The 21,651-nt window shown below is 64.8% G+C and carries 16 protein-coding genes; 1 reads left to right on the forward strand and 15 read right to left on the reverse strand.

All coding sequences use genetic code 11. The features are described from left to right. Nucleotides 1–36 precede the first annotated feature (36 nt). Nucleotides 37–1,344, reverse strand: a complete 1,308-nt coding sequence (locus tag QP997_RS04175; protein ID WP_284846319.1) for a sodium/glutamate symporter — start codon at nucleotides 1,342–1,344, stop codon at nucleotides 37–39. A 131-nt stretch (nucleotides 1,345–1,475) separates the two neighbouring features. On the opposite strand from QP997_RS04175, the gene QP997_RS04180 reads away from it, so the two are divergent. Beyond that, entirely contained in the window at nucleotides 1,476–2,354 is an 879-nt protein-coding gene (locus QP997_RS04180) for a diacylglycerol kinase catalytic domain-containing protein (protein ID WP_284846306.1), read from the forward strand. A gap of 13 nt (nucleotides 2,355–2,367) precedes the next feature. Here QP997_RS04180 and QP997_RS04185 read toward each other — a convergent pair whose 3' ends face one another. From QP997_RS04185 to QP997_RS04250, 14 genes are all read right to left on the reverse strand, one after another. Beyond that, complete coding sequence (locus QP997_RS04185; RefSeq protein ID WP_284846307.1) at nucleotides 2,368–3,669, reverse strand: FUSC family protein; 1,302 nt, start codon at nucleotides 3,667–3,669, stop codon at nucleotides 2,368–2,370. A 71-nt stretch (nucleotides 3,670–3,740) separates the two neighbouring features. Then, nucleotides 3,741–4,202 carry a DUF3151 domain-containing protein gene (locus tag QP997_RS04190; protein ID WP_070760346.1) on the reverse strand — a complete coding sequence of 154 codons (462 nt, stop codon included), beginning with the start codon at nucleotides 4,200–4,202 and terminating at the stop codon, nucleotides 3,741–3,743. A 70-nt stretch (nucleotides 4,203–4,272) separates the two neighbouring features. Continuing rightward, nucleotides 4,273–5,307, reverse strand: coding sequence for a class II fructose-bisphosphate aldolase (fbaA, locus tag QP997_RS04195; RefSeq protein ID WP_284846308.1), 1,035 nt, complete (start codon nucleotides 5,305–5,307; stop codon nucleotides 4,273–4,275). 191 nt (nucleotides 5,308–5,498) lie between these two features. Then, complete coding sequence (locus QP997_RS04200; protein ID WP_284846309.1) at nucleotides 5,499–6,680, reverse strand: glycoside hydrolase family 76 protein; 1,182 nt, start codon at nucleotides 6,678–6,680, stop codon at nucleotides 5,499–5,501. 49 nt (nucleotides 6,681–6,729) lie between these two features. Then, nucleotides 6,730–7,461 carry a TrmH family RNA methyltransferase gene (locus tag QP997_RS04205; protein ID WP_284846310.1) on the reverse strand — a complete coding sequence of 244 codons (732 nt, stop codon included), beginning with the start codon at nucleotides 7,459–7,461 and terminating at the stop codon, nucleotides 6,730–6,732. After that, nucleotides 7,461–8,330, reverse strand: a complete 870-nt coding sequence (locus tag QP997_RS04210; RefSeq protein WP_284846311.1) for a lysoplasmalogenase — start codon at nucleotides 8,328–8,330, stop codon at nucleotides 7,461–7,463. The genes QP997_RS04205 and QP997_RS04210 overlap by 1 nt, the downstream gene beginning before the upstream one ends. Nucleotides 8,331–8,388: 58 nt before the next feature. After that, nucleotides 8,389–8,946 carry an orotate phosphoribosyltransferase gene (gene pyrE / locus QP997_RS04215; RefSeq protein WP_284758216.1) on the reverse strand — a complete coding sequence of 186 codons (558 nt, stop codon included), beginning with the start codon at nucleotides 8,944–8,946 and terminating at the stop codon, nucleotides 8,389–8,391. Between the two features lie 212 nt (nucleotides 8,947–9,158). Continuing rightward, nucleotides 9,159–10,331, reverse strand: a complete 1,173-nt coding sequence (locus QP997_RS04220) for a DMT family transporter (RefSeq protein ID WP_070759420.1) — start codon at nucleotides 10,329–10,331, stop codon at nucleotides 9,159–9,161. Between the two features lie 241 nt (nucleotides 10,332–10,572). After that, nucleotides 10,573–12,243, reverse strand: a complete 1,671-nt coding sequence (locus QP997_RS04225) for a TtfA family protein (protein WP_284846312.1) — start codon at nucleotides 12,241–12,243, stop codon at nucleotides 10,573–10,575. A gap of 99 nt (nucleotides 12,244–12,342) precedes the next feature. Next, nucleotides 12,343–12,726 carry a glycine cleavage system protein GcvH gene (gene gcvH / locus QP997_RS04230; RefSeq protein WP_284758212.1) on the reverse strand — a complete coding sequence of 128 codons (384 nt, stop codon included), beginning with the start codon at nucleotides 12,724–12,726 and terminating at the stop codon, nucleotides 12,343–12,345. Nucleotides 12,727–13,000: 274 nt separating this feature from the next. Further along, nucleotides 13,001–14,191: a glycine cleavage system aminomethyltransferase GcvT gene (gcvT, locus tag QP997_RS04235; protein WP_284846313.1), complete on the reverse strand. Its 1,191-nt coding sequence runs from the start codon at nucleotides 14,189–14,191 to the stop codon at nucleotides 13,001–13,003. Nucleotides 14,192–14,221: 30 nt separating this feature from the next. Next, complete coding sequence (gene gcvP, locus QP997_RS04240; RefSeq protein WP_284846314.1) at nucleotides 14,222–17,143, reverse strand: aminomethyl-transferring glycine dehydrogenase; 2,922 nt, start codon at nucleotides 17,141–17,143, stop codon at nucleotides 14,222–14,224. Nucleotides 17,144–17,385: 242 nt separating this feature from the next. Continuing rightward, nucleotides 17,386–20,016 (reverse strand): DEAD/DEAH box helicase, encoded by a 2,631-nt coding sequence (locus tag QP997_RS04245; RefSeq protein WP_012361030.1) that lies wholly within the window; start codon nucleotides 20,014–20,016, stop codon nucleotides 17,386–17,388. Further along, nucleotides 20,016–21,527, reverse strand: coding sequence for a DNA methyltransferase (locus QP997_RS04250; RefSeq protein WP_350309545.1), 1,512 nt, complete (start codon nucleotides 21,525–21,527; stop codon nucleotides 20,016–20,018). Before QP997_RS04250 ends, QP997_RS04245 begins: the two co-directional genes overlap by 1 nt. Nucleotides 21,528–21,651 lie beyond the last annotated feature (124 nt).

A 21,651-nucleotide genomic window follows, 5' to 3' on the forward strand; every position in this document is an offset into this window, starting at 1 on the left:
CTCGCTTATTGGGGGTAGTCCAACTTAAAGATCATACTACGAGGTCGCAGCCCGGCTCTTCTTCAGCGCGAGGATCGGTGGGATCAGCATCACCAGCCCGGCGATGAGGGCGACTCCGCCGAAGAGCCACACCAGCCCCGCGATGATCGCGATGGGTGCGAGGATCGCCGCAGCGATCTCGAAGGGGGCGAAGCCCACGTAGGCCATACCGAACTCTTCGAGGGTGCCGGAGCGCATCTCCGGGTCGACGATCTTCAGCACGGCAATACCCGTGGCCACCGAGGCGGTGGCCCAGCCCCAGCCGAACACCGCGCGCTCGAACCAGCCGTGATCGAAGGTGCGGGGCGCAACGTAGAAGAAGAGGAATAGGCAGAAGGCCAACCCCACCAGGAACAGGATGATCAGCGGGACGATGTAGCTCGCAACCACCGCCGGGACGATGGAAGCAATGCCCACCGCGACCAGGAAGTCCGTCGACGCGCCGGAGACTGAGCCCATCAGCTTCGTGTCCAGGTAGTGCGGAGCCTTGAGCAGGTGCAGCGCACCCACCCCGGCCAGGCCCACGAGGAAGGCCATCGCGAACAGCGGGAAGCTCAAGGCCGGGAAGGTCTCATTGATCCAGTTGGTCAGGATATTCGCCAGGAAGATCGTCACGGTCAGCACCGCGATGTGCAGCGCGATCGGTTCGATCGAGGACGGGCTCGTGGTCGCCCGCCCCACGCTCGGGCGCTGACCAGGCAGGGAGATGATGCCGGTGCGCATCTCCTCCGGCAGCTTGTCCAGGCGGGGCAGCTCATTGGTGTGGCCCCGCTTCGAGCCCCACCGGGCGAAGATCACACCACCGATGATCGCGGAGAACATGCCCACCGCAGCGGCGGTGAAGCCCAGGCTCGTGGCCTCAGACATGCCCGCGGAGTCCAGCGCGCCACCGACCGCGGCCGCGACGCCGAAACCACCGACGAAGCCGACGGGCAGCATGATGCCGAACCAGTCTGGCGTCCCAAACAGTGGGGCGAACAGCAGCACACCCAACAGTGCGAAGAAGCCCCACTGCGCCAGGTACATGCCCACGGAGTAGGACCACATCGTGCGCGCGCCCTGGCGCACCTTGGCGTCGAAATTCATCGTGAACGGCAGCGCACCGAAGACGACGGCGATGAGGATGGTCGCATAGTCCCCGAAGTGCTCGCTGAACTGGATCAGCCCCAACCCGTTGGGCCCCAGCAGCAGCCCCAGCAGGCCTGCGGTGATCGGGGCGGGGATCAAGAGTTTCTGGAACCAGGGAATGAAGCGCCGCATGAGGTTGCCCACGATGAGCAGCACCGAAATCCAGCCGATATCCATCACGACGTCGAAGGGTGTGAAGCCATCCACGTGAATAAATCACCTTTCTTCTCGTACGGGTTCTCACGGGCGGCTGTCATCGCGTTTGGCTCACTCTCGCGGTGGTGGCCACCCGGGTTAAGCTAAACGCCATGATAGTCGTGTTGCTCACCCCAGAATCCAACTTCACAGAACAGGACGTCCGCGCTGCCGTCGGCGAGGGCCCGGAGAAGCTGGAGTTTCACGAGGTCTCCACGATCCCAACCCGCCGCGAGCTGAAGGTTCTCAACCCGCTGCCGAGCCTGGTCACCGAGCCCACCCCCACGCTCGACGAGATCGCGGCCCAACCGGACGTGCCCCACCAGGGCGAGCCACAGCCCGCCCCGCACGTGACCAGCGAGCCGGTGCGGGTGGTCGTCATCGGTGAGGACGCCACCGTGGCCGCCGTGGCCTCCAAGCTCATGCGCATCGACGCGCTGTGGGCCCAACTGGCCTTCGTCCCCGCCGGCGGGGAGAGCGCCATCGCACACAGCTGGGGGCTACCCGAGGAACCGGGCGCAGCGCTGGAGTTCGCGCTCACCGCCCCGCCAGCCCCCACACCCGTCATTCGTGACGACCACTCCATCGTGGTGCTGGGCAGCGCGGAGCTGACCGGACCGGAGGGCGGGGAGCTTTACGGGGAGGTCATCGTGGACTCCGACACGCTCTACCACCATGACCGCGGGGCACACGGGGACTTCACCCACGGGGTCCGGCTGGTGCCGACCCCGTCCGCGCCTGGGATCGCGGCAGTGCAGCTGCCGAGCCCGGAGCAGGTCAAGCGCCTGGAGAAGGCCCGTTCGGGTGGCTGGTGGGCGAGGTTTACAGCGGGCTTCCGGCCGCCGGCCGAGCCCACGATCTTGAAGGGCCGGGCGCTGCAGGCCGGCGCCCGGGAGATGACGGTCACCCGCGATACGGTCACGCACCCGCGTCCGCTGAAGGCCGTGACCTTCTACCGGCACCTGCGGGACGGGCAGTTCATCCGACGCTAGCAGCGTGGGGGAGTCAGTCCTCGTCGAAATCCGGGTCCTCGCCCCAGACCTCCGGCGGGTGCCACGGGTTCTTCACCGTGGGCGCCAGCGAGGCCATCGCGGAGGGGCGGGAGTAGCCGCAGACCATCAGCGCATCCACGATCGCGGAGCGCACCTGCGCCACGATCACCAGACCTGAGAGTCCCTGGTTTGGAATGATCTCCGGCTTCGCTTCCGATGCCAGCTTCTGCAGCGCGCGGATCACCTCCGGGATCTCCACCAGCTCCTGGCGGCTGCCACGGGTGCCACCCATCGTGTACAGCGCGCCCAGGTGGCCGAGTGCATCAGAGAGGTCACGGACGACCTCCACGAGCTCCTCCGACACCGGCTCGCCGTCCTCCACCATGATCTCCGCCCGGCGGGCGAGCACCCGGATGTTGCGGACCAGGTTATCCACCGGCAGCAGTGCCCGCTGCATGGAGCGGGAGTGGCGCCGGGCGGACCAGTAGAGCGGGGAGATGGTGACGATCTCGTCGCCGCCCTTAGACTCCGCCATCAGGGAATTCACCGTGGACTGGGTACCGCGTGCGGTCTCTAGCGCCTCCGCCAGGGCGTCGCCGTCGCCGAGCTCCATCGCTGCCGCGACCTCGTCGAGCACGAGGGCGGACTTGGAGATCAGGGAGGAGAGGTCACGGCGGGCGGCGCGCAACGGAGAGCGGGGCACGATAGCCATGACGAGCATGCCGATCACCCCGCCGATCAAGGCGTCGACCATGCGGTCGGTAGAACCCCCGGAGCCAGGTGGCAGCAGGGTCGCGATCAGCACCCCGGTGTTCGCCGCCTGCATCGCGACCATCGGACTGCGGTCAACGAAACTAGCGATGACGATCCCGGTGAAGACCACCACGGCGATCTGCCAATAACCAGCACCGATCTCTCGGATCACGAGGTCGCCGATCCCCACGCCAAGGCTGACCCCCAACACCAGCTCGAAGGCGCGGCGGAGGCGTTTGCCGCCGTTGACCCCCAGGGTGATGATGCCCGCCATCGGGGCGAAGAACGGGTTGTGGTGGCCGAAAACCTCGATCGCGATGAAGTACGCCAGCGCGGCGGCGAGCGCACACTGGAAGGCGAAGATGATGGAGACCTGCACGCGCGCTAGGCGCTGCTTCGGTGCAATGTCTCGGATGCTACGCGCGGCGGCCGCGATGCCCGGCCGGCGGCGGATCAGGGCACGCAGCCGGGCCCGCGCTGGGCGGGACTTGGCCTCCTCTTTATCGAGGATTTCACCCAGGTCCTCCCCCAGCGGGATGTCTTTCGGCCGATGCGTGCTCATGCCCTTCAGTGTGCCACGTCCAGCTGTGGCCTCGAGCACGAAGGGCTGAGAGTTAGAGGGCGTTGACGCTTTTAAAGCTTGTCGACGTCCTCGAGGTTCATCGCCGGCACGGCTGCGGGGTCGCAGTCGTTGAGCAGGTTGAGGCAGCGGATGACCTCGTCATCCTCATTGATGCGCTTCGCGGCGACGACGAGCGCGCCGATCGCACGGAGAACGCCCTGGTTGGGGACGTGATTCCACGGCACTGGGCCGGTGCCCCGCCAGCCGTTGCCACGCAGCGCATCCAGGCCCCGGTGGTAGCCGGTGCGGGCGCAGGCGTAGGCGGTGACCGGCTCGTCGGCTTCGATCAGGCGGAAGGCCAGCGCAGCCCACGCACCGGAGTCCTTCGGGTTGGCCTTCGCGATCTTCGCCAGCGAGTCCAGGTCGGCGCCCGCGTCATCGGCGGTGACGGCGCTGGTCAGTTCCTCCGGCAGGCGAACCTCGGGGTGCTCGGCACCAAAGAGGTCTCGGCCGGTACGCAGTTGTTCAGCCATTGGTCCTTCCTCCTGATCGGTATTGCTTCGGCGCGGGGTTATTCCTTCCCCGCGCCGGCTAAAGCGGGTGTTACTTGCCCAGCGTGTTGCCTGCAGAGCGCAGGTCCTGGCAGGCCTCGACGACGCGCTCGGACATCGCCTGCTCGGCCTTGCGCAGGTAGGAGCGCGGGTCGAAGACCTTCTTGTTGCCGACCTCGCCGTCGATCTTGAAGACGCCGTCGTAGTTTTCGAACATGTGGCGGGCAACCGGGTTGGTGAAGGAGTACTGCGTGTCGGTGTCGATGTTCATCTTGATGACGCCGTAGCGCAGGGACTCCTCGATCTTCTCCTTCTCGGAGCCGGAGCCGCCGTGGAAGACGAAGTCGAATGGGTTGGTCCCCTCAGCCAGGCCCAGCTTCTTCTCCGCGACCTTCTGGCCCATGTCCAGGACCTCTGGGCGCAGCTTCACGTTGCCCGGCTTGTAGATGCCGTGGACGTTGCCGAAGGTTGCGGCCAGCAGGTAGCGGCCCTTCTCCCCCAGGCCGAGGACGTCGATGGTCTTCTCGAAGTCCTCTTCGGTGGTGTAAAGGTTTGCGTTCGGGTCGGCGGAGACGCCGTCTTCCTCGCCACCGACGACGCCGATCTCAACCTCGAGGATGATGTTCGCGGCGACGGACTTGTCGAGCAGGTCCTTAGCGATCTGCAGGTTCTCGTCGATCGGGGTGGCGGAGCCGTCCCACATGTGGGACTGGAACAGCGGGTTCTCGCCGGCCTCGACGCGCTTGCGGGAAATCTCCAGCAGCGGCAGGACGAAGGTGTCCAGCTTCTCCTTCTGGCAGTGGTCGGTGTGCAGGGCGACGTTCACGCCGTAGTGCTTGGCGGCCTCGTGGGTGAATGCCGCGAGAGCCTCCGCACCGGCCACCATGTTCTTCACATTCAGGCCGGAACCGAACTCCGCGCCACCGATGGAGAACTGGATGATGCCGTCGGACTCGGCGTCTGCAAAGCCCTTCAGGGCTGCGTTGATGGTCTCGGAGGAGGTGCAGTTAATCGCTGGGTAAGCGAAGCCACCCTCCTTGGCCTTGTCCAGCATGTCGCGGTAGACGTCCGGGGTTGCAATTGCCATTTTTGCCTCCTAAGTGCCGCTTCGGGGCGGCGTGGGCCACCCGCTCAGCATGATTTACTCACCTGAATTATGCCTGCACTTCATTCTACGCGTCGGCAGCCCCGCCGGTCCCCGCCCGTTTGAGGGGACAAGCAGCAAAGGCGCGTGGCAAAGAACCCCCGACGACCAGGGATTCCCTCAAAGCTGGGGTGCTAGTTCCCCTGCTCGCGCTGGGCGGCCTCCAACCCCGTGATGCGCGCGGCGGCCTCCATCAGCTTCCACCCGGAAAGCTGCACAGACAGATCCCGCTCCGCGATGTCGGAACTAGCCACCGCCCCGGCAATCGTCGCACCAACCAGGCCACCGGAATGCGGCAACGTCGCGTCCCTATCCCACCGCGACGGGAAGACCGGCAGACCGTCCACCTCCAGGCGATAGCGCCAGGCGGACTCCGCGGAGTGCAGCACGATCCTGCGCGCCTGGGAGCGGGCCTTGCGCGTGCGCGGCCCCAGCTCCGGCAGCTTCTCCGCCGCGAGCGCCAGGTAACGGACGAGGATGCCGTTGAACAGGCCACCGTCGCCGCCAGCGGTGGGCGCGGTAATGACGTAGTTGGAGTTGGTCAGATGCTCGGAGATCGCGTCGATGAGCCCGCAGGCGCGGTAGATATAGTCCATCCCGGCCTCCGAGACCTCGTCGTCCCCGACGCGGGCTTGCTCGCGCTCGGCGACAGCCAGCTCGACGCAGGCGCCGAGGGCAACGCCCTGGCAGTAGCTGTGGATCGTGGGCTCCGGGACAGGGCCGTTCATGCGCATCCACAGCCCGTCCATGACCAGGCCGTCCTCGTTGAGCATGTTCTCCCAGATCCAGTCGACCAGCTGGCGAGCCAGGTCGAGACGCCCGGTGCGGGCCGCCATGATCGCGACCGGCCCGTTGGTGGGGACGTTGTAGAAGGTCTCGTTGCTGCGCCACGGCAGCACCCCCGTGAGCGAATCCACGCCCTCCAGGATGTTCTCCTCCAAGTCCTTGCGGGCGGAGACGCGCTTGACCTTGGTGTACTGCTCCGCACGCCACATGGCCAGCGCGAGCCAGGCCTTGTCGTCGTAGTAGTTATTCCGCGTCAGGGGTGCGAGGTTGCGCAGCCGCATGCCACGCAGCGTGGCCCGCAGTTCGCGCTGACGGGTCTTGGATGGGCGGCGGCGTGTGGCGTCCACCTGGCAGTCCACGTAGTGGGCCTGCCACCAGTAGTGCCAGCGGTAAAAGGCCTTGTCCCGGGCCAGGGGTGGCCAGGCGATCACGGCAAGATTGGTCCGCGGCACGCCCCATACTTTCGAGGCGTGGCGGTCCGTGATTGCTTGCTGGGCCAGATCGGCCCGGTGATCCCAACGTTCGTGCACGCCTTTAAGTCTGCCCAATCCGGGCGATTTTCGCGAAGTTTTGCAGCTTTTACCAGGCCTGGGAGAGGTCCGCGTGCTGCCGGACCCAGGCGTGCATCGCGATCCCCGCCGCCACGCCCGCGTTGATCGAGCGGGTGGATCCGAATTGCGCGATGGAGACGGTCATCCGCGCCCCGCGCTGCGCCTCCTCCGTCACGCCGGGCCCTTCTTGGCCAAACAGCAGCAGGCAGCGGCGCGGTAGCTCGGCAGTTTCCAGGGGCACGGAACCGGGGGTGTTGTCCACGGCGACGACCGCCAGGTCCCGCTCCGCCGCATACTCCAGCACCTCGGCGACGGTCTTGTGGTGTTCGAGGTGCTGGTAGCGGTCAGTGACCATCGCACCCCGTCGGTTCCAGCGCTTGCGCCCGACGATGTGGACCGTATCCACCGCGAAGGCGTTGGCGGTGCGGACGACGGTGCCGATGTTGGCATCATTCTCGAAGTTCTCGATGGCGATGTGCAGCTCGTGGCGGCGGGAGTCGATGTCCGCGACGATGGCGTCCATCTTCCAGTAGCGGTAGGCGTCGACGACGTTGCGGCGGTCACCGTGGGCGAGCAGTTCCGGGTCGAAGTGTTCTTCCGTGGGCAGCGGCACCCCGGGGTATTCCTGCTCCCAGGGGCCGACGCCGACGCGGGATTCGAACCACTCGGTTGGACCCTTTTCGGAGTGTCCGGTGGGTTGCGGTTGCTGGGCCGACTGATGGCCTGGGTCTGTGGTGTCCGGCTTGTCTTCGTGGCTCACTACGCGGTCTTTTCCTTCTTTTGACGCAGGGCGCCATCGATCCCGTCGACGAGCAGCAGCTGCGCGATGACGTAGGTCGCCATGACCGCGCCGTCGGTGAGCGCGTCGATGATCTTGAGGGCCGTGGGCGCGGTGGGGCGTTGCGCGTGCTTCAACAGGGTGAGGCGGTTGAGGATCAGGGCGTCGGAGAGCAAGAAGAGCGTTCCGCCGAGCGCGTGTCCGTAGTCCTCGGGGGTTTCCTCTGGCGTGCTGCGAAGGATGGCCGGGTCCTGGGCCAGCACGTTGGTTGCCCCCAGGAGGGATCCATAGCCGCCCGCTGCGGGCAGGGCTTGTGGCAGCTTCCAGCTGGCCAGCCCCAGCCCCGTCGCCAGGACCGGCAGGTGGGCGGCGGCGACCGTTGGGGAAGGCCGGGCGCCCCGCTTGGCCAGCAGCCAGATATAGGCCAGCTGGTTGGCGCTGAACCACGCCGCACCCCGGTTGAGGTTCCCGGCCCGCTCGGTCGGCTCCGGGCTGCGGGACTGGGTATTCATCAGGGTGATATCCCCCAGCCAGCCACCCACGAGACCAGCCAGGAGAAGAGCCTGCCCAGCGTTGGGGGTGCGGATGGTGCGCCAGGAGCGCGGGCTATCTGCGGTGGCGCCAGGCACGAGCACAGTGCTCGCCAGCAGGGGCATGAGCGTTGGCTTCACGGCACGCGTGATGCGATCCGAGCGCGTGGCCGCGGCGGCGACGGAGACAGCCCCGGCCGCCAGGTAGGCGATGCGCCCTGGGTGTGGGTGGCGGGCGGCGGCGCGCAGGGCGTGGGCGCCTTCGGCCGCTCGCTCCAGCACGTGGCTCAGGATTCGGTTCTGTGTCAGGGTGCTGCGCATCGGGGTCTCCTTGTGGGTTCGCGGCGCGGCCATCGCTTCACCGCGGCGGCGGGCAGGCCTAGTTCAGGCCGAGATCAGCCAGGCCGAGCAGCGGGCGGTATTCCAGGCCTTCTGCCTCGATGACGTCGCGGGCGCCGGTGTCGCGGTCCACGACCGTGGCCACGCCGACGACGTTCGCCCCGGCCTCACGGGCGGCGGCCACGGCGGTGAGCGGGGAGTTGCCCGTGGTCGTGGTGTCCTCGACGATGAGCACGTTCTTGCCGGCGATGTCCGGGCCTTCGATGCGGCGCTGCATGCCGTGCTTCTTGGCTTCCTTGCGGACGACGAAGGAATCGACCCCCTCGCCGGCGTGCATGATCGCGGTGGCGACCGGGTCGGCACCGAGGGTCAGCCCGCCGACGTTGGTGTACTCCCAGTCGCTGGTCAGCTGGCGCAGGAGCTGGCCGATGAGTTTCGAGGCCTCCGCGTGAAGGGTGGCGCGGCGCAGGTCGACGTAGTAGTCGGCCTCCTTGCCGGAGGAGAGGGTGACTTTACCGTGGACGACGGCGAGTTCCTTGACGAGCTCTGCGAGTCGCGCAGCGGCGGCGCGGTCGACGGAGGGGGTTTCCTGTGCCATGGGACGCGTTCCTTCCGGAGGAGGGGATGAAAGATTTGCTGTTCTTTAAGTTACCGCAGGAAAAACAAAACCCACCCAGTGGGCCTCGCGTTCAGCGAGGGCTCATTGGGTGGGTTGCCGCGTGGAAGGGTCAGACCACGCTAGCTTTTCGTGGTCACACTTCCGATTGAAGCGGATTCACAGTCTTCTTTTAGTCCCGGGAGGGGCTTGCTTTAGTCCCGCAGGGGCTTGGCCTCATCTGGATCGTGCCCCGGAGCGAGGCCTTCTCGAACGAGTTCATCTTCGATTGTGTCCTCCGGGTTACCGACATCGCCTGTCTTTTGTTTCTTTCCTAGCCACTTATCGAAGAGGCCATTTTGGTACATCACCGTTCCCAGAATCATGATAATACCCAGGAACTGCAGCAGGGACGGAACCTCACCGAACAGCGGCCAAGCGATGACCACCGAGGAGACCGGGGAGAGCAGCAGGATACCGGCGGACAGCGTCGGATCCAGCCAGACGGAACCCCACTGGACAAAGGTCCACGCGATTGCCTGGCCGAGGGTGGCCAGCATGATCAGCCAGATCCAGTTCATGGTGGTCAGTTCGTCACCCAGAGCGGACTCAGGGTTCACGGCAGGCAGGTGACCATCGACCAGGACACCGTGAGTGAAGTCAAAGCCACCGCGCGGGGAGCCAGTGTATGCCCACAGAGCCGGGGCAACCAGCTGGGAGATAGCCGTGTACATCATGGGCTGGACGTACAGATCCTTACGCGGGGCGGTGGTACCAGCCTTGCGGGAGAAGTACAGGTAGAAGGAGTAGCAGATACCAGAGGTCAGGCCGAGCAGGGTGCCCAGGGTTGCGGTATTGATGCCAGCGATCTGCTCCGGGCCGGTGGACTCGCCACTGCCCTCGAAGACGCCACCGGTGAGCATGACACCGACGATCATGATCGGCACGAGCACCAGGAAGACCGGCGGGATCTTGTACTTATCGAAGATCGCCGTCAGCATCGGAACGACGATCACCTGCAGGTTCAGCAGGATGGCCGCGATGCCGGCGCCAACGTAGAAGATCGAGTAGTTCCAACAGGTGAAGTCAACACCCAAGAACAGGCCTGCAACGAGGGACATGATAATGCCCGCCTTGGGCAGGGAGCCCTTACGCTTGATCTCCCAGAAGCCGAATGGCAGCAGAACGAGCAAGCCAATCAACACACGCAGGAATGCCTGCGTTGCGGGATCCATGTTGGAGGCCTTCACCCAGATAGGAGTGAAAGCGAGGAATGCGGTACCCAGTCCGAGAATGAGCACGGCCTTGCCGTGGGACACAGGCTTGACTGGAAGCATGCGTCCGGACGCCGTAGCGCCTTGACCCTTAACAGTGTTCATGGTGTCCATTTTTACATTTCCCGTTAAGGCAATTGCAATGATTTATGCCCAATATCACAAATAACCCAATATGCCCGTATTGTTTCCGCAATTGATCAATCATCTATTTTAGTAGGCATAACGGGAGTTATGTTCTAAAGGGAAGTGAATTTCTTATGCCGAGATATCTCTTTCAACAATTCAGGCTCGAATAATTCGATCATTGTCCTCGCCGCCGGGAAGTTCCGGACATCACCTCGACCTAAACAATTTAACGCCCCTCCGAACGCCAATCTTCGTCATCACCCGGCTCGACGATTTCCGCCTCTACCAGCTCAATCTCCGCCTCTACTGGCTCAATCGGAGACGGCAGCGCATGGCGCGCATCCGGGGCGCGGTGGCGTCCGCTACGGCGGCGCTGCCCCCGTCGCTCTGCAGCGGTGGCGGACAACTCGTCGCTAAAGATCGTGGGCGCCCTCTCAATATCCGCACGAATAACCTGCGGGCGCTGACCGACTGATGCAGAAATATGGTCTGGATCCTCCCCAATGAGGGGAATATTCTCCGAATCCATTTCGAGCACCGAGCCGTCGAAATCATCAGTCAGGTTCGCCTCACGCTCCCGATCGAAACGGCGAGGGAATTCCACCGGATTAGCCGGCCGTTCAATGTGCGGACGATCCGAGAAGGTTGATTCGTCACTTTCTTGGCCGGCATAAACCTCCGCGGCGTCCGATACCGAGCTCGGCGGCACGGCAGCCTCCCCTGATTCCCCCGCCTCCACGGGCGCGGCGGAGGTCTGCCCCACAGGACGCAGGTAACCCGGCCGCGACTTCCTCTCCCCCACCGGAGCCTCGTCGCTCTCGCCGTGCTCCCGTCGACTCTCGTCCTGCAACGCCTTCTCACCCTGCTGGTGGTCAGAAGATTCCGCCCCGGCAGGCGTGAGGGAGACCGCAGTGCCCGGCAACGCCCGCGTCTGGTCTGCGTTCTCCAGCTCCAGGACCACGCTCATCGTGCGCGGCGGAAGAACCATCGCCGCGTGCGCGAGGGAGAGCAGCTCCGGCAGGATCCGCAGCCAGATGCTGAAGTCCAGCTTCCGGCTAATGCTCAAGATAACCCAGTCGCCACCCCAGATCACGTCGGAGGCGACCTGGCTCAGCGCCGCGAGGCTGTCCTCCACCCGGACATCCAGCATGCGGTCGAGAGCCCGCACGTCGGAGGTATAAGCGGCATAAGGTGGCTGATCCAGCAGCTCGGAACGTCGCAGCCCCTCTGTCACCCCCTGCTCGCGGGAATAGTGCACCGTCACCGGGGACGCGGCCGCCCGGCGCATCGCCATGAGCGTGCCCTCCCCCAGGTCTGCCACGTGGTACTCGTGCCCCTCCCAAAAGCCACTGACCACATCCTTGGCCAGGGCCCGAATGGGAGAAACGCTCACCGCGTGCAGTGCGGCAATCGGCCACTCCTGCGGCAAATCGAGATCCTCACGGGTGAACTCCGCCCCGTTGGCGGCAGCCCACTGGCGGCGCCGGCGGCGGATCGAGGCAAACAGCCCACCCTGGGCAGTCTCGGCGGCCACCATATCCGGCCCCTCCTCCGGGGCCTGTGCGTCCTCCGGGGGCAGCTCCGGCGCGTCCTCTGGCTGGGCTTGCTCCCCAACCGGGCCTGCGACAGCACCCTCGCCCGCACGGTCGGCCCGCTCGTCGGCCGACCCGCCGCCATCGGCAGCGCCAGGAACCGCCCCAGCGGTCGACGCAGCGTCGTTCGCGTCGCCGTCGTCGTCGGTGGAGTCGGGGTCCGGGAGGGAAGAAGCGGGAGGAACCGACTGCCTAGCTGCCGCAGCACCGCCAGACTCCCCCTGGGAGCTCGCGTGCTTCAGCAACCACACCGCCACAACGAGCAAAATCAGCCCGATGAGCAGGGCAACAATCGATCCACTCATGTCGTTCAGCCTAGTCCGCCTCCCCGTGCAGCAACAGAAAGCGGGGAGCGAGCCTGGCAGCCAGCCTCACTCCCCGCCCGAACGGCGCGTCAGCGCCTCTTATTCGTTGGCAGCAGCGTAGTCGGCGCTGTCCATCAGCTCGCCCGCCTCGGAAACGCGGACGTCGTAAAGCCAGCCCTCGCCGTACGGATCCTCGTTGATGACGCCGGCGTTGTCCTCGAGCTCCTCGTTCACGGCGACGATCTCGCCGGAGACCGGTGCGTAGATGTCGGACACGGACTTGGTGGACTCGACCTCGCCGAATGGCTCGCCGGCCTCAATCTCGTCGCCGACCTCCGGGAGCTCGACGAACACGATCTCGCCGAGAGCCTCTGCCGCGATGTGGGTGATGCCGACGCGAACGACCTCACCCTCCGTGATGTCGGTGGTGTTAACCCACTCGTGCTCTTCGGAGTACAGGAAGTCAGTAGGCAAAGCAGTCATGGTCGCTCCTCACGATCATCTTCAAAAACTGTGGGCGTGTCATGGGCATTGGGTGTAATCCCCACCACATCGAACACGGCAAACTGTACTACACAGCCGGCCCGCTGCGGCGGATATCACGGGGATACCTGGGCCCGGGGTCGGCTGGGCCACCCCCATTTCATGTTTTGCAGAGTTTGATGCCGCTTTTCTGGGGTTTTCCGACGTCAAACTCTGCAAAACGTGAAATAAACCTGAAATAGGGGTAGGGCGGGGCGGTGAGGCCCCGGCTGCCCTACTTTTCGCGCTGGTAGAAGGGCATCTCCACGACCTGGTACGGGTACTGCTTGCCGCGGATATCGACCTGCACGGTCTGCCCCACGGCCGCTGCCCCGCCTTCCTCGGTCGCGGACTTATCCACGTATGCCATCGCGACCGGGTAGCCCAGGGTCGGCGAAAGCGCGCCCGAGGTCACCTCTCCGATCGGCTGGGCATCCTCGCCCTCGCCGGCCAGGACCGCATAGCCACTGCGGGCTGCGCGGCGCCCCTCGCCCTGCAGGCCGATCAGCACTCGCGCCGCGCCCTGCTCCTTCGCCGCCACGATCGCATCGCGACCCACGAAGGAATCCTTAGACTTCGTCGCAGCGAGAATGCCCAGGCCTGCGTCGACCGGGGTGAGCTCGTCGTTGAGCTCATTGCCGTAGAGCGGCATGCCCGCCTCCAGGCGCAGGGTGTCGCGGGCAGCCAGACCACAGGGCAGGCCGTCCAGCTCCGTGGCCTTGCCCAGCGCGACGTTCCACACCTGCTCAGCGGCATCGTTGTCCACGATGATCTCGAAGCCGTCCTCACCGGTGTAGCCCGTGCGGGCGATCAGCGCCGGCTGACCGGCGACGATGCCCTTGAATGCGGCGTAGTAGCCCAGGCCGTCGACCGCGCCCTTGACGTCCTCGGTTGCACCGGAAGCCTCCGGGGCGTCGGTGACGTTCTCGACGATCGCGTGCATGACCTCGGCAGCCTTCGGACCCTGGATCGCGACGAGGGACTTGTCCGCGGTCTGGTCCACGACGGTGACGTCGAAGCCCTCAGCTCGCTGGGCCAGGGCCTCGGCGACGCGCGGGGCGTTGCCCGCATTCGGAACGACGAGGAAGTCGTCCTCCGCGAGACGGTAGGTGATCAGGTCGTCCACGATGCCGCCGTCCTCGGTGCACAGCATGGAGTACTTCGCCTTGCCGACCTTCACGGCGGAGAGGCGGGAGATCAGCGCATAGTCGAGGAACTCCGCGGCCTGCGGGCCGGAGACCTCCACCTCGCCCATGTGGGAGAGGTCGAAGACGCCGACGGTCTCGCGGACGGCGCGGTGCTCGTCGAGCTCCTTGCCGTACTTCAGGGGCATGTCCCAGCCGCCGAAGTCGGTGAAGCGGGCGCCGAGCTGCTCGTGCACGTGGTGCAGGGCGGTGTGCTTCGGGGTGCTTGCAGAATCAGTCATTGCAAAACCTTCCTTCAAACGTGCTGGGTCTTAGTCCTCGATAGCGAAAGCTTCGAGCGGCGGGCAGGAGCACACGAGGTTGCGGTCGCCGTAGGCGTTATCGATGCGGCGCACCGGCGGGAAGTACTTCGTGTGGCGCAGGCCGTCCACTGGGAAGGCTGCCTGCTGGCGGGAGTACTTGCCGCCGGAGACGGCCTCCTCGAAGTCGTCGCGGGTCACGCTGAATGCGGTGAACGGTGCGTGGCGCAGCACGGACTCCTCGACGGTGACCTTGCCGTCGATGATCTCCTGGATCTCACCGCGGATGGTGATCATCGCTTCGATGAAGCGGTCCAGCTCCCCCTTGTCCTCGGACTCGGTCGGCTCGACCATCAGGGTGCCCGGCACCGGGAAGGCCAGGGTCGGGGCGTGGAAGCCGAAGTCCATCAGGCGCTTCGAGACGTCCTCGGCGGTGACGCCGGAGGCCTTGGTCAGGGCGTTGAGGTCCAGGATGCACTCGTGGGCAACCAGGTCATTCTTGCCCGTATAGAGCGTCGGGAAGTGATCGGCGAGCTTGCGGGAGATGTAGTTCGCGTTGACCAGGGCCATGCGGGAGGCCTCGGTCAGCCCTTCGTCGCCCATCATCGCGATGTAGGACCAGGTGATCGGCAGGACACCGGCGGAGCCGTAGCGCGCACCGGAGACCGGCAGGCCGGTGTTCGGATCCTCGGACTGTTCGACGGTCGCGTCGGTCGGCAGGAACGGGATGAGGTGCTCGGCCACACAGACCGGCCCCACGCCCGGGCCACCACCGCCGTGCGGAATGGTGAAGGTCTTGTGCAGGTTCAGGTGGGACACATCGCCGCCGAACTGCCCCGGCTGGCCCAGGCCGACCAGCGCGTTGAGGTTCGCGCCGTCGATGTACACCTGGCCGCCCGCGGCGTGGACCTTGTCGCAGACCTCGCGGACGTGCTCCTCGAACACGCCGTGGGTGGACGGGTAGGTGATCATGATGCCGGCGACCTCTGGGCCGTACTTCTCCAGCTTGGCGTCCAGATCATCCAGCAGGATGGAGCCGTCCTCGGCGGACTTCACGGCCACGACCTTCAGGCCGGCCAGTGCGGCGGAGGCGGCGTTGGTGCCGTGCGCGGAGGTCGGGATCAGCACCTTGTCGCGCTGATCATCGCCGCGGGAGAGGTGGTAGCGGTGGATCGCCAGCAAGCCAGCGAACTCGCCCTGGGAGCCGGCATTCGGCTGGACGGAGACCTTCGCGTAGCCGGTGATCTTGGCCAGGCGCTCCTCCAGGTCATCGATGAGCTCCAGCCAGCCCGCGGCCTGGTCCTCCGGGACGTGCGGGTGGATGCCCGCGAACTCTGGCCAGGTGATCGGCTCCATGGAGACGGCGGCGTTGAGCTTCATGGTGCAGGAGCCCAGCGGGATCATCGTGCGGTCCAGCGCCAGGTCGCGATCCGCCAGCTTGCGCATATAGCGCATCATCTGGGTCTCGGAGGTGATGGCGGTGAAGATCGGGTGGGTGAGGATCTCGTCATCGCGCAGCACACCGAGGTCGGCCAGCGGGCCGGCGGAAAGCTCGAAGCCGGAGGTATCCGCGGTCGCGCCCTTCTTCTCTGCGACGACGGCCAGCAGCTCGGCGACGTCCTCGTCAGTGGTGGACTCGCCGACGGAGATTCCGACGTGGTCCTCGTCAACCTTCCGCAGGTTGAAGCCCGCGTCCACCGCACGCTGCAGGACGGCGTCCGCGCCGCCAACGCTGGACACGTCCACGATCACGGTGTCGAAGAAGGAGTCGTGAGCCAGAGTCAAGCCAGCCTCGGACAGCCCCACGCCCAGGGCGACGGCCCGGCCGTGCACCTGGGTTGCGATCTGGCGCAGGCCAGCCGGGCCGTGCCAGACGGCGTAGAAGCCCGCCACGACGGCCAGCAGGGCCTGGGCGGTACAGATGTTCGAGGTCGCCTTGTCGCGACGAATGTGCTGCTCGCGGGTCTGCAGAGCCAGGCGGTACGCCGGGGTGCCCTCGGCGTCCTTGGACACGCCCACGAGGCGGCCCGGCATCTTGCGCTGCAGGGAATCGACGCAGGCCATGAAGCCGGCGTGCGGACCGCCGTAGAACAGCGGCACACCGAAACGCTGGGCAGAGCCCACCGCGATGTCCGCGCCCAGGGAGCCCGGGGAGGTCACCAGAACCTGAGCCAGCAGGTCGGCGGCGACGGTAACCAGCGCGCCCGCCTCCTTCGCAGCAGAGATCAGTCCGCTCAGGTCACGGATCCGGCCGGTGGATCCCGGGTTGGAGACCACCACACCGACCAGCGGGGTGTCTCCCGCGGCGGCGGCGAAATCGGCGGCGGTGGCGTCCTTAAAATCGACGACCTTGACCGGGATGTCCGCAGCCTCGGCGCGAGCCTCGGTAACGGTGATGGACTGCTGGTGGAGGGAGGAATCCAGCAGCACCACACCACCCTGCTTGGCAGCCTTGGTGTTGCCGCGGGCCATGAGCTGCACGGCCTCGGCGACGGCGGTGGCTTCGTCCAGCAGGGATGCGCCCGCGATCGGCAGGCCGGTGAGGTCCTGCACCATGGTCTGGAAGTTCAGCAGCGCCTCCAAGCGACCCTGGGAAATCTCCGGCTGGTACGGGGTGTAGGCGGTGTACCAGCCCGGGTTCTCCACCACGTTGCGGCGGATCACCGCGGGGGTGATCGTGTCGTAGTAACCGTTACCGATGAGCTGCTTCATCGGCTTATTCTTCGACGCCATCGCCTTGAGCGCGGCGAGAGTATCGGTTTCGGTCAGCGCGTCGGGCAGGCCGATCGGCCCCTCCTGAACGATGGAGGAAGGAAGGGCGGCCTCCGCGAGCGCAGCGGAGGACTCATAGCCCAGGAAGTCGAGGATCTCCTGGGTATCGCTGCCGTTGGGCCCGATGTGGCGGTGGACAAAAGCTGCGTGATCAGTAGCCATCAAGCTCAAACTTTCCGGTTTGTGGTGTGCTTATTCCGCCTAAATCCTATCGGAGGCTCCAGACAATAGTGGCCGGGGTCACGTTTTCAGGGGTGCGGGGTGGGGTGCCCCACCCCACGGGCTTCTTATCCCCGCCCGCTGCCTGCCCTCTCTGGCGCACCCCTGGGGCCATCGAGGCAACGAACCCGAGCACCACTAGCCCAGCTCTTCGGAGCTGGGCTGGGTGCCGGGGAGGCACGCGGCTACAGCGCGTTGCTAACCGGATTAGCGAAGGCTTTGAGATCCTCCCAGGAGTCGGCACGGGCGGTGTCTTGCTCGTAGGCGATCAGGTAGCCCCAGTGCTGGCCGGCGTAGGCACCCTCGGCCACCAGGCGGCGCACCAGTGCTTCGGCGGCCTTACGTTTGGACTGCACCCGGGCGTCATCCCGGCCGCGTTCGTCCTTGCCCTCGATGATCCAGTGCACCCCGTTGGTATCCAGGGCCACGAAGTCAGGGAAGTAGCGATCCTTAGCGTTGTAGAACACGAAGGCCTGATCCTGCGGATGCAGCCGGTGCCACCACACAATCCCTGGCGAGGTATTTAGCAGTCGTGCCAGCTGATACTCCCCGGTGAAGGAATCAAAAGATTCCTCCGCGAACAGCGATTTGAACCAGCCGCCATACACCCGCCCGCGTACAAACTGCGCACGCGTCTCAATCTGGTCATGCACCTTCTCCCCCAGCGGCAATGTATAGCCGGCACCGGGCATCTTCTTAGGGTGAATGCTGGGCACCTCGCGGGTGGCCCGCAGGGTTTCGGTGATGTAGTCCTTAATCAGACCCAGCAGCTCAGCGCAAGCAGAGTCCAGGGACTTCACGGTCCACCCGGTGAAGCTCACGGCTTGCATGAACCTCGGTACCAGGAAGGTGGATACATAACGGCCGGTTGCTTCGGTCTTGGGTACCAGCGCCAGCTTCATCACCAGTTTCACCAATGTGTCTTGAGCGTCCGCATCCTCGACGTGTACGGAGTCCACCTCAGCGCTCTCGCGATCTTCAGCGCGGAGTTTCTTGCCTAGGACTGCGATGATTTCCTTGCGTAGCAGCACATCGCCTGCGGAGGTCACCCGCCGGGCTGCCTGCTCGACCGCGCCGTCGCTGATCTCCGAGAGATCAATCGGTGGCTGCTGGAGGGTCATTGTGGTCACCGGGAAGTGGTATACGACGTCAGCGAAGCCGGGGTTACGGTCGATGGAGACCAGCTCCCACTGCGGTTCTTCCCTGCCGTCCCGGCCGGGGTCGATGATCTCCCGAACCCCCACCCCCGGTGTTCCCGCCGATCCGCTTTCACCGAGGGGAACCATTGCTGGCTGTGAGCCATCGCCTGCACTTCCGCCCTCGCCTGGGTCGGTGCTGTCGCCTGCTTCCGCGCTGCTCCCAGGGGCTGGCCAGGCGCCTGCCTGCCCGGTACCTGTGCCTGCCCCGGCACCAGCGCCGGGGTCTGTGGAGGATTCGGTGCCCGCGTTGGTGGCTCTGCGGATCGCTGCATCCACATCTGCCTTGTCGGGTTCGGGGACAGCTTTTTCCAGGCCGAACTGCTGCAACACATTCTCAGCATCTAACAGCTCGGTGAAGGACTGGTGGGCGATAATGTCCAGCTGGTCGATCTGTCCCACACCCGTGTACTTCCCGAAGGGCAACCGCAGCCCGCGACCCATCGTCTGCTGGGTCAATACCTCGGACGCCATGGCCCGCAGAGTGACCACGACGGCGATATTCTTCACGTCCCAGCCCTCTTTGAGCTTGTTCACGCTCACCACCGCCAGCACGGGGGAATCAGGCCGGTCAAGCTGGTCGAGTCGACGCTGGGTCAACTCATCTTCGTGCTTGGAGTCCACCTGCAGCACGGCATCATCCCGGCCGAGGTACTCCGGGGTGCGCAACAGGTTAGCTATCTGGGTGGCGTGCTCCACATCGGAGCAGACCACGAAGGCCACCGCGTTCACATGATCGCGGCCCTCTGAGGCGGCATAGGAATCGTAGTAAGCCTGCTTGAGGGCCCGCAGCTGCAGCGCATCACGCAGTTGTTGCTCCTCAGAAGCCTCGTCGGTGCCGTACCCGGTCTTGCGAAATGCCAGTACGGGGGCCTTGACGTACTTGTCTTGGATGGCACGGTAAAGCGGGTACTCGAAGATCACGTGATCGGTCTTCTTATTCACCGATGCGGTCAACCCGATCGCGGCGGCAGGGTCGAGTTCCTTCAGTGCAGCATTAAACGCGGCGGCGCTAACGCCGTAGAGGTGGGATTCATCGGCGATGACCACCAGATCATCCAGCCCCTTCAAGTAGTCGAAGAGCACCCCGGCGTTTTCATCGAACCGGCGGGGTTTACGCCGCATAGCTTCCTGTGTGCCCCCGCGGGTATCCCCCTCGGTGGACTTCGGGGCGATGAGTTGCTGAATGTTGAAGATGAACGTCAGCACCGGCACCTCCCGCCCGAACGCGAGCTCGGCAGCACCATTCTGGCGGGCCACCCAGGCGGAATAATCCTGCGGGGTCACCACCTCAGGCGGCACGGCTGAGCCTGTGATGTAGCGCGGCGCTCCGGGAGTGAAGTTCTGCACGGTCTTTGCCTGCACGGTTTTGCCTGGAGTGACGATCACCACGTTGCCGACACCTTGGCGGCGCAGGTATTCCACAAATGCGGCCATCAGGTACGTCTTGCCCACACCGGTAGCGAGGTTGAGCACCTGCATCACAGACGGGTCATAATCGCCGTCGAGAGTGAACACCAGCTGGCGCAGCGCCTCCTTATTCGGGGCACGCAGGTCGAACTCGGAGCTGATGGATTCCAGCAGGTCGGAATCAAAACTGATATTGAGCCTGGTTGCCATTACTGCTCATCACCCTTGCTATAGCGGAATAGATCATCGGGCAGGGCGACCACCCGCGAGCCCTTCACCGTTTTGCGCAGGTGCTCGCGCACCCCGTCCATGACGGTGGTCGCCGCCAGCACGATTGTCTCGCCGGGCTGGGTCTGGGAGACCAGCCAGTCGACGATCTCGACCGTGGCCACGCCTTCCATCACCTTGAGCAAGGCATTGCCACGCCGGGCATCGAAAATATAGTCATCATCGGCGTGCAACAGTGTGAACCCGAGGTTGGCGGCCACAGACTGGATCAAAGCTTCGCCGGTGGCTGCTGCTGTGAGCATCACCCGGTCCAGCTCTGGGTTGTAGTCGAAACACGCAGGCGACAGATGGGCGACCTGGAAGCCGCCGCCACCACGCCAGTTCAGCACTTCCTTCGTGCGCCTGGTCTTAGAGGCAGCCTTCAACGCCTTCGTCAGTGGGTTCTTCTTCGCCTCGGGGTCGTCTTTAATCAGCTTGTTCAGCACTCTCGTGAATTTCGCGGCATCTTCCGGCGAGACACCATCGGGGAGTTCGACGTCATAGGCAGCGACGCGTTCCCCCTTCGTCCGCGTAATTCCGCCTGGGTCTTCGTCGTTGACGACCTTCTCCAGACGGGGACGCGTGAACGTCGTGAACGTCGACTCCAACAACTCACACGTCACCCAACGACGCCCCATCTTCTGAGCTACCGCAGCCGTCGTCCCGGACCCAGCAAACACATCCAGCACGATGTCACCAGGATTCGAGCCGATATGAATGATGCGTTCGAGGAGACGCTCCGGCTTCGGAGTGTCAAATGGCGTCAATGCTGGAAAGAGCGCTTTCAGCTCAGACTTGGCAGCGCGATTGTGGCCGACATCCTTGTTTTCCCACCATGTGCGAGGATTGTTGCCCTTGGTGGGAATATACGCTTTACGTCCGATTCCTCCCGTCGAACGGATCAGAATCTCCGGGAGCGGATCGCCTGAAATGCGTCGTGCGGCCACCCGCTTACGTGCTTCATCGAGTGGAACATCCAAAACTAGCGCACACACATCATCGGACGCCTTATCTCTAGGTACTCCTTCATTGCTGGCACGCCAATCAGCGTCATGAAGATTCTCCAGCCGATACGGAACCCACCCCTGCAAGCCGTCAAGAATGCGCTGTTGCGAATATCGCCAACTGGCACCTTTAGGAGGGCGCATCATTTCACCTGTCAGGGGGTTCTGGATCGCATAGCACATGCCTCCCGAGCCGTCGCCATGATTACCCGATGGGTTATCGTCCCACCAAGGTCCGAGGGGGTCATTGTCCGGATTAGAGAAGCGGGCATTGTCGGCTGCTGTGCGAAGAGCCTTGTTTGGCTCGAAGGCCTCGCTACGGCGGTAAACGATAACGAAATCCTGGTCCACCGAGAAACCCAAACCACGCCGAGGGGAGTCAGCCTTTTGCCAAACAATTTCTGCTTGAAAATTCCCCGCACCAAACACCTCATCCATCAGCACGCGCATCCGATGCACCTCAACATCGTCAAGGTGAACCCAGATCGACCCATCATTGGGGTTGCCCGCAAATGGTGGACACGTAGTGGAGCTACCTCATGGTTAGGCAGCTGTTTCTTCTTCGTTGGTGGTC

This window comes from Corynebacterium sp. MSK039 (assembly GCF_030232315.1).
In the GTDB taxonomy this organism is placed as follows: domain Bacteria; phylum Actinomycetota; class Actinomycetes; order Mycobacteriales; family Mycobacteriaceae; genus Corynebacterium.

Coding starts and splice junctions, on each gene's coding strand:
- QP997_RS04225 (WP_284846312.1), bottom strand. CDS start 12,243: ATGAGTGGATCGATTGTTGCCCTGCTCATCGGGCTGATTTTGCTCGTT.
- fbaA (WP_284846308.1), bottom strand. CDS start 5,307: ATGGCAATTGCAACCCCGGACGTCTACCGCGACATGCTGGACAAGGCC.
- QP997_RS04175 (WP_284846319.1), bottom strand. CDS start 1,344: ATGGATATCGGCTGGATTTCGGTGCTGCTCATCGTGGGCAACCTCATG.
- QP997_RS04220 (WP_070759420.1), bottom strand. CDS start 10,331: ATGGACACCATGAACACTGTTAAGGGTCAAGGCGCTACGGCGTCCGGA.
- QP997_RS04190 (WP_070760346.1), bottom strand. CDS start 4,202: ATGGCTGAACAACTGCGTACCGGCCGAGACCTCTTTGGTGCCGAGCAC.
- gcvP (WP_284846314.1), bottom strand. CDS start 17,143: ATGGCTACTGATCACGCAGCTTTTGTCCACCGCCACATCGGGCCCAAC.
- gcvT (WP_284846313.1), bottom strand. CDS start 14,191: ATGACTGATTCTGCAAGCACCCCGAAGCACACCGCCCTGCACCACGTG.
- QP997_RS04185 (WP_284846307.1), bottom strand. CDS start 3,669: ATGAGCACGCATCGGCCGAAAGACATCCCGCTGGGGGAGGACCTGGGT.
- QP997_RS04250 (WP_350309545.1), bottom strand. CDS start 21,527: ATGCGCGTGCTGATGGATGAGGTGTTTGGTGCGGGGAATTTTCAAGCA.
- pyrE (WP_284758216.1), bottom strand. CDS start 8,946: ATGGCACAGGAAACCCCCTCCGTCGACCGCGCCGCCGCTGCGCGACTC.
- QP997_RS04180 (WP_284846306.1), top strand. CDS start 1,476: ATGATAGTCGTGTTGCTCACCCCAGAATCCAACTTCACAGAACAGGAC.
- QP997_RS04245 (WP_012361030.1), bottom strand. CDS start 20,016: ATGGCAACCAGGCTCAATATCAGTTTTGATTCCGACCTGCTGGAATCC.
- QP997_RS04210 (WP_284846311.1), bottom strand. CDS start 8,330: ATGCGCAGCACCCTGACACAGAACCGAATCCTGAGCCACGTGCTGGAG.
- gcvH (WP_284758212.1), bottom strand. CDS start 12,726: ATGACTGCTTTGCCTACTGACTTCCTGTACTCCGAAGAGCACGAGTGG.